The organism is Methanomassiliicoccales archaeon (genome assembly GCA_038740345.1).
Classification (GTDB): Archaea; Thermoplasmatota; Thermoplasmata; order Methanomassiliicoccales; family UBA472; genus JAJRAN01.
In genome coordinates this window covers 1-7252 of record JAVYMA010000039.1, presented here as the reverse complement: position 1 = coordinate 7252, position 7252 = coordinate 1, and the positions used below count along the sequence as shown (strand labels likewise).

General features: G+C 42.6%; 5 protein-coding genes. All 5 read right to left on the bottom strand.

Annotated elements, in window-relative coordinates; translation table 11 throughout:
* Positions 1 to 1541: CRISPR-associated endonuclease Cas1 (gene cas1 / locus QW520_08745; GenBank protein MEM0449891.1), on the bottom strand; the 1541-nt coding region annotated here is incomplete at its 3' end.
* Positions 1542 to 1703: 162 nt separating this feature from the next.
* Positions 1704 to 3302 (bottom strand): type I-U CRISPR-associated protein Csb2, encoded by a 1599-nt coding sequence (gene csb2 / locus QW520_08740; GenBank protein ID MEM0449890.1) that lies wholly within the window; start codon positions 3300 to 3302, stop codon positions 1704 to 1706.
* A 4-nt stretch (positions 3303 to 3306) separates the two neighbouring features.
* Entirely contained in the window at positions 3307 to 4227 is a 921-nt protein-coding gene (gene cas7u, locus QW520_08735; GenBank protein MEM0449889.1) for a type I-U CRISPR-associated RAMP protein Csb1/Cas7u, read from the bottom strand.
* 22 nt (positions 4228 to 4249) lie between these two features.
* Positions 4250 to 6481, bottom strand: a complete 2232-nt coding sequence (csx17, locus tag QW520_08730; GenBank protein MEM0449888.1) for a type I-U CRISPR-associated protein Csx17 — start codon at positions 6479 to 6481, stop codon at positions 4250 to 4252.
* Positions 6481 to 7252, bottom strand: a 772-nt coding sequence (locus tag QW520_08725; GenBank protein MEM0449887.1) for a CRISPR-associated endonuclease Cas3'', incomplete at its 5' end; no start/stop codon positions are given. The genes QW520_08725 and csx17, both read right to left, overlap by 1 nt.

Below are 7252 nucleotides of genomic sequence, written 5' to 3'. Positions count from 1 at the left end.
CTACGATAACTAATCGAGTATCCAAACACCGGATGAGTTATTTCAGTATTCATCCTCCTTTCATATCCCCTGATAATTTTCTTCTTACAATCTGGTTTTAATCCAGTCCCCTCTTTAGTGACAATGAAATCTTTCTCATCTAATTCTCCATTATTGAAGAGAGTGATAGTAACTGAGTCTGCGATCAAAGGTCGAAATTCTTCCATCATATCTAAGGCTAAAGAAGGTTTACCGTGCCTAGGCTTATGATAGAAGCCGAGCAACGGATTAAAGCCGACTTGAAGGAGTACGACGAACCATTCTTTTACCATGACGCCATAAAGATATGAGAGCACCGCGTTAATTGGATCCTTTGGTGGTCGCTTATTGCGCGAATGGAAGGTATCCGCGAGAGGACATTTTATCATTTTGCTGAATCTATTAAAATATATCTGCGCGGCACATCCCTCTATTCCAAGTAATTCTTCAATATCGTTAGCATCTCTGGCAGATCGAGCTAATTTTTGAAGTTGTTCTAAATCCCCTTCCTCAATGCTTTTGTCATTGCGACGCAGCATTGTACGCTGATTGCGAATTTTTCCCTCAACAAAGGACCTGGCAAGTGAAAGTGACAACTTTTGATCTAGCACTGCCGAATACTGAGCTAAATGTAAATTCACATTATTGTTGAAAACCCCAGTTGTAATCCCGAGAAAGTATCCTCCGCGAGTGAAATGTGAAATGGGGATTCCTCTTTGAAGCAATTCGTTCACGGCAGGTGAGGTTATGGAAGCGCCACCATATATGCAAACCTGAGAAACGTCATGAAGGGGGAGGTCAGCTAAAAATTGATCATCCTTTATCACTTCTAGCCTACCTTCCCTTTTTCTCACTATCGCTCCATCTGTCGTTACATACAATGGTATAAAATCATCGCGGGCAGGTATTAGCCTCCTCGGCTCTTCTCCCGATTCACCTTTTAGAAAATTGGTCTCATCTGGTAGACATACAGAAACCAGTGAACATCTTGGGCATTTAGGGCTATCTTTCAAAGGTTCTGGAGCTTTATCAAGTAAAGGCAAAGTTAGAATGTTACTTACTATTTCTTTTAACTTTTTCATTCTATCCTCTGTTATTTCTATATCCACTCTTTTCTTCGAAGATACATAATAAATTACACCTTTATCGCATTCGTAGCCATTCTCTCTCAAAATGGCTGCCAGAGCGCAAATCTGCATTATTTCTGGTTCATAAGCACCTTCTGGAACATCAGGAACGAAACCTTTCTTGTAATCGATAGGAACCGCCTTTTGCCCTTCTAGTTCTAAAAGATCAATTTTCCCAGACAGCCGTGCTTCAGGAGCTGTTAACATCAAAGAGCGTACTACCTTCAAGTCTTGATCCCAAGACGCAGATTCTTTGTCCACATTCCGGTGCTGGAACTTCCCTTCCACAGTATCTACCGAATCAATAAAATCACCTTGCACCCATTCGATATAGCATAATCTCGGACAATAGACATATTCATTGACCATTCTCGCAGGAATCAAAACTTCTTCCATAAACAAACAACCTCCAATGCAATATATTCATAGATTGAGGCGTTGATGGGGAGGTCCCCTTTCATAGTTCATACCTCCTCCAATCTCCATCCATCCCCCGACGAGATGGGCCGTACCTCAGCGGCGGCGTGTTTTCGGGCTCATGTTTCACTTCTCCTGGTTCTATCGTAGCGGACGAAACATCCCCATCCCTTCGTGGCAAGCAAATCCTACCGCTATGGGACCAGGGACCTCTTCGTCGAACTCGATTCGGAATCCATAACCAGGACCGTAACACGGGGTCATGCCATTTGATCTAGTTCTTTGAAACTCAGACCACCTTCGAACAGACCCTCTCATCCTAAGCTCAGGTAATATTGTAATCCGCAAAGGTTTTGGAAATGAGGCTATTTCTAAGCTAGAAAGGAGCTGATGAAGGGGACCATCTTTCTGAAGTAAATTCAGATCAGGAGATACCCCGTAGTCCACTAGAATCGAAGATTTGTCCCTTTTAGTTCCTTCCAAGACATCGATTACAAGCCTTTCGGGCTTAGCTATAGTTTTCCAGATACCATTTCTGTATGTTTTTGGATGCCTAGAGAGAAGGAAAGGTGTGCATGATTCCCAGATTCGCGAGCGGGAAAGCAATGGCGACGCTCCTTCTTCTGCACTACTCTCCTCAACAAGGAGGAGCCCAATGGCCATTTCCGAGCCCCTAGGGCTCAGTCTCTTAAGATTTCGTAAAGAACTTACATGATCGTCGCTTATTACATCATGTGAAAAGACAAGCAAATGATCCAACTTTCCATCTAAGTCGTCATCGGAAGGAAGGAAATACGCATGTGGGTGACCTTTCAAAGGCTCACCTGATTCATTTTTACCCGAGAAAAACTCAGATTTCTTTCTATCTTCCCCTCCATAGATACTCATGCATGCCGCCCTCACTCTTTCGGCCACACGCAAGGTCTTGGTCACAGGAGGAAGTGCTGGTGCGTCTAATGAATACCTTATTGCCCTTATTTTCTCAGAGCAAGTTGTAGAGGGGGGGACGGGGGATGGTTGATCATCTATGCAGCCCTCAGGCAAATAATATTCTTCCCAAAAAGCACCAGGTGGCGTTAGCTGATTCAATTCATTTCTCAATTCATTAGTGCTAATCATCAAGACATGCTTTTCTGTTAATTGCTTATCACCGTTAATAGGTAGAGGAGTAAGAATTCTTCTGATTAATCCTTCTCCGCTTCCATCTAGCATTTCTCGATTTTTCGATGCTGGCTCAACGAGATATAAACCATTAGACCTTGCTAATAGAATTAATTCCTCCGATTCTATCTCCACGACCTTGACTTCGCACCATGACTCTGCTCTGCCCAAATAAGATAATTTTGAGACTATTGTAGAAAGAGCCTCTTTTCCTTCTTTTGAAATTATTGCATTAGGCCAGTATATAAAGGCGGTCGCATTCTTAGAAATGGCTACGAAATCATCAAAAATTAATCCCTTTGTCGACTTCGATGATTTGATCCAGGGGACATAGTGCCTTGAATGACCCACGGACACTTTGGGAAGCAAGAAAGATGGGGGTTCCGCACAGAGCTGAATCATAATTTCTCTCATAATACTCTCTTTTATGTCTGAAGCCCTCCTCTTCCACGTTGCCAACATGGCCCTCATTATTCGCCAAGGGGAAGGGGGCCACTCCTTTTGTGCCTCATTAACATGGGCACCCCAAGGTGTGGCGTGATAGGCTCCTGCTGGAAATCTAAGGGATAGCGTCAACATTTTCTCAGGCCTTAGCGCTTATTTGAGTTACTCTAGGCTCTGGGAACATGTTCGAACATGATTCAATGAGTTTTGGCAGCTCATCCGATAATTCCTTTGAGGAGGGGAATCTGAATGAGGAGGGACTAATTTCCAAGTCTCCTATTAATTGTAGGTCACAAGCGGTTCTCAATCTAAGACCCTTCTCCAAGAATTTCCTTATTTTGAACAGCGAGAGCGCAATAATCAGATTCTCTGCATTCTTTCCCAAACCCATTGATCGAATTGCAGATAAATCCACATTGAAATAGGCCGTTATGTCTCTGGCAACATACTCTATTCGCGTATATGGAACGTTTCCCTCTCCCTGCTTTTCCTTCATTGCAACTCTGCTGAATTTTACACCACCGCTTTGAACAGGCTTCACGTCTGCTGCTTCGATGAAAGCAGATAGAGCCCTGGGAAATCTAATTCTCCCATCTACCTCCTCTAAAAAAGCACCATGAACGAGCGAGTTAGGATCGTATTTGAAAATAGTCGCATAGATTTTTTTCCACTCGATTGGTGTGCTATCATTTACGCCAGCCTCTTTTTTAAATAATTCGACGAAAGTAGGGTCTCCCTTCTTTCCCAATATGTATTCTGAATTTATTCGATGCGCCTCCTGTATTGACGTCGTTGTGGCACCGTCTTTCAATTTAACCATTATGTAAGGTAGACCTTTCAACTCCGGGATGATATCATTTTTTCCATCGTCCCAACAGACTGCTTCCATTCGATTGGCCATTGATTGAGCTGATTCAACCAACAACATGGCAGTTCCATCAGGCGCCACATACTCTGCTGGTCCTAGATCAGGGAAGCCAGTAGGCTGGAATCTATCTCCCTGCAGGGGCTTTAATCTCGCCTTCATTAAGAGCCTGTTTGCCGTTTCCAATTCCTTCATCAGATTCTCCAAACTCATTTATTCACGCTCCTTCTTTAATGATTTCCTCTCCCTTTTGGTTACTTTCGAGGATCTCTATATCTCGTACCACTTTTTTCATTAACACATCTACTCCTGAAAATGGAATGAGGAGCGACGCTGCCAATCTTTTAGAACGTTCAGCATCTGGATTGAAACCAGGGTCGTAATTCATTCCTCTACGTTGTCCTTTTAAAACAAACCCGGCTATCTGTATCCTCTTTGCAGCGATACGCAAAGCCTCTACTCCTCTGCATGCACCAAGCATTTCGATTACCCGCGCATCAGGTTTTATTTGAATTCCATCCTTTCCGTTAAAACTTAATTTTGCAAAGCCTTTTTTATTTAGAGTGATCCCACCTGGCAGATATGTCAATTTCAAAATTGCATAGTCAGATGGTATTTCTGAATATAATTCTCCATCGAGATAGTAATCAGCTTGTTTCCAGCTATCCCACCTTATTAAAGCCAGACCTCTCCAGAGATCTAATATCTTTTTGTCATTGACTTTTCCCTCCAGAAATCTATTTATATCATAAGAGGAAGCAAAAATTAACGAGCCTAAAGGTGTATAATTTAAAGATAGCCGCTCACCATCGACCAAACGCCTCTTTAAAATCCGAATCATATTTTCTATGAGGCTAGTTTGCATCCAAACGCATTTTTGGGAGCCTTTTTTCCAGCGCCACTGGCCATTCTCCCTAGTTACAGGGAATATGTTCTCCTTAATGGAACCAATATTTGAATCGAATATTGAAGCTAAAGAAGCGGCTATGCGATATTCAGTCGTACCATCATTGCATTGGTTAAACCAATCTAGCTTAATATTCATCTTTGGCAGAATGCCTTTCGATTCGTCTTCAATTATAGATGATTTCGAAAGTGCAGAATGTAAAGTTCCAAGAGATATCAATACTTGTTGGAGACGTTCCTTTGTCCCATGATGACAATAATCCACGATTGCTGCTTGCGTGTTCCTAAGACTACTCATCAATAATGCAGATATTTTTTCTTTAGACTCTAAAAGACTCAACCACCCGGACACCTCATCGATTAGCCCCACGCCTGGCAACGCCTTTACTTTATGCTCGGCTAAATGCACTGCGATTGCATTTGCTTGGTCACCACTTCCCTGCCTAGCTATTCTTCCAAATCTAATGAATGAGTCAAAACCCCGATCAACTCCCAGGCTAGCCACAGCCATTGCGTAATCGAGTCCTTTCCGAGCTTCTCTCATAAGTATATGGGCACGGGCTTCTCGAAATGTAGCTATCAATTCTCGATTGCTCTTTGGCGTCCTCCAAACAGGAACCCAGAATTCAGCCTCAAATTTTTTATTCAAAACATCAAGAGATGCCAGGCTTCCTCCTCCAACAGATGTTGGTTGCGCGATAAAAGGAAACGATGGTTCTCCGCTTTGTCCAGTCGAATATCTCTTAGAACATGAGCCGGAGAAGTATTGTAAACCTTCAAATCCTAATATTATATCCCAAGGATTCATTGTCTTCTTTTTTTGGAGATATCCTTCCCCCGCATTGATTTCGCAAATAGCTCCGGGATTGAATTGGCCAGCATTCAAATCGGACAATTTCGGAGAGCCTTTTCCATATAGAGAATGAATGAGAAGCTCTTTTGAATCGTCTCGTCGTGTTTTATCGACAAACGCTTCGCATAAAGATTGGAGATAGTTCGAAAAATAACTATAGCTCCCTTCATTCCCACCAGTACCTAAAAGAGGTGTAAAAGATACTGGTCTTTCTTCATTATCCGTGAGTATATAGACAGCATCTATCCATTCAATCATATCGTCAGGTGCCCAATTCCTAATCATCCTAAGGAACTCTACCTTACTTTCATCTTTAGGTTTCTCTTCGAGACCGAGGGAAATCATAATTTTTTTCAATCTCGACTGTGCCTCTCTTAAACGATTAAAGCGTGGATTATCTACAGAAAGCAACTTTTCTAAAGCTTTAGAAGCGGTAGCTTCACTTCCAGTTTTATAGAAACCACTTCTTGCGCCCCAAGGTCCGAATAGCGGGGAAGGAGCATAATCGTCAAGGAAGAAGGATAAAAATTCTTCCTGACTCAATGATGTTAAAATGCTTAAGTTACTTTTATTCCAATAACAAAGGGCCGATGTATCCTTCTGAGTTGAAATTATCCTATAACACCCGAGGCCTTTGAGATAATCTAATAGTGGAAAGGTGCGGCAACCATGCAATTCTATAGTTTTCATCAATAAGCCCCCAATGCCACGATGGGAACCATATCACTGGCTCTCCAATCAGATATTCTGACGATTGCTTCTAAATAGCCCAATCTAAATGGCCCAATCGAACCTGGTCCTTCGACCAGTCCCCATACCCTATCAACCCATGACCTAGAGTCCTCTTTGGCTTCGAGACAAGAGAAATCAACTCTAGTCGGCGGCAAATTGACACCTAAGAGGTTTGAAAGATCTAATGATGGAATCTCATCGCCTTCCATCACTCCTCTTATCATGGAGCCTTGAGAATTAAGGGCTTCAAATGGCGTCGACCTTACAGAACAGCGGATCCTGCCATGATGTGATACTACCAGATATGAAGTCAAGTCGAAAACGACCTCATCTCTAATCGCTTCGCGTATTAAATTCTGGTTTGCTAAAAGGATGATTAATGAGGCGAGCTCGTGCCTGAAGCCCTTCCTCTCGAATTTCAAAGCTACGCTTTGTTTTCCTGATTTCGCCCAGACATCCTTTCCTGCCCATCCATTTAGCCCGAGGGCCTTTTGGAAAATAGGATGTGCTTTTCCTATGTCATGCAGAATGGAAGCCATCTCAATGGCTTTTTTCTCAGTTTCAGAAAGTCCCTTTAGACGGCTCAGGCTAACCTTCAATTGCTCTCTTACTTCTGTGAGATGATCAACGAGAGTCACTGGAGACTCTTTTTTCAGAATCTCATCATTCTTGTTTGATTTTTTCAATTCTCTGAAGATGCCCATCTCAGACGAAATACTCGGTTTATCC

Bases quoted from the DNA above. Each gene is read 5' to 3' on its own strand.
- csb2 (MEM0449890.1), bottom strand. From the start codon at position 3,302: ATGTTGACGCTATCCCTTAGATTTCCAGCAGGAGCCTATCACGCCACA.
- cas7u (MEM0449889.1), bottom strand. From the start codon at position 4,227: ATGAAGGAATTGGAAACGGCAAACAGGCTCTTAATGAAGGCGAGATTA.
- csx17 (MEM0449888.1), bottom strand. From the start codon at position 6,481: ATGAAAACTATAGAATTGCATGGTTGCCGCACCTTTCCACTATTAGAT.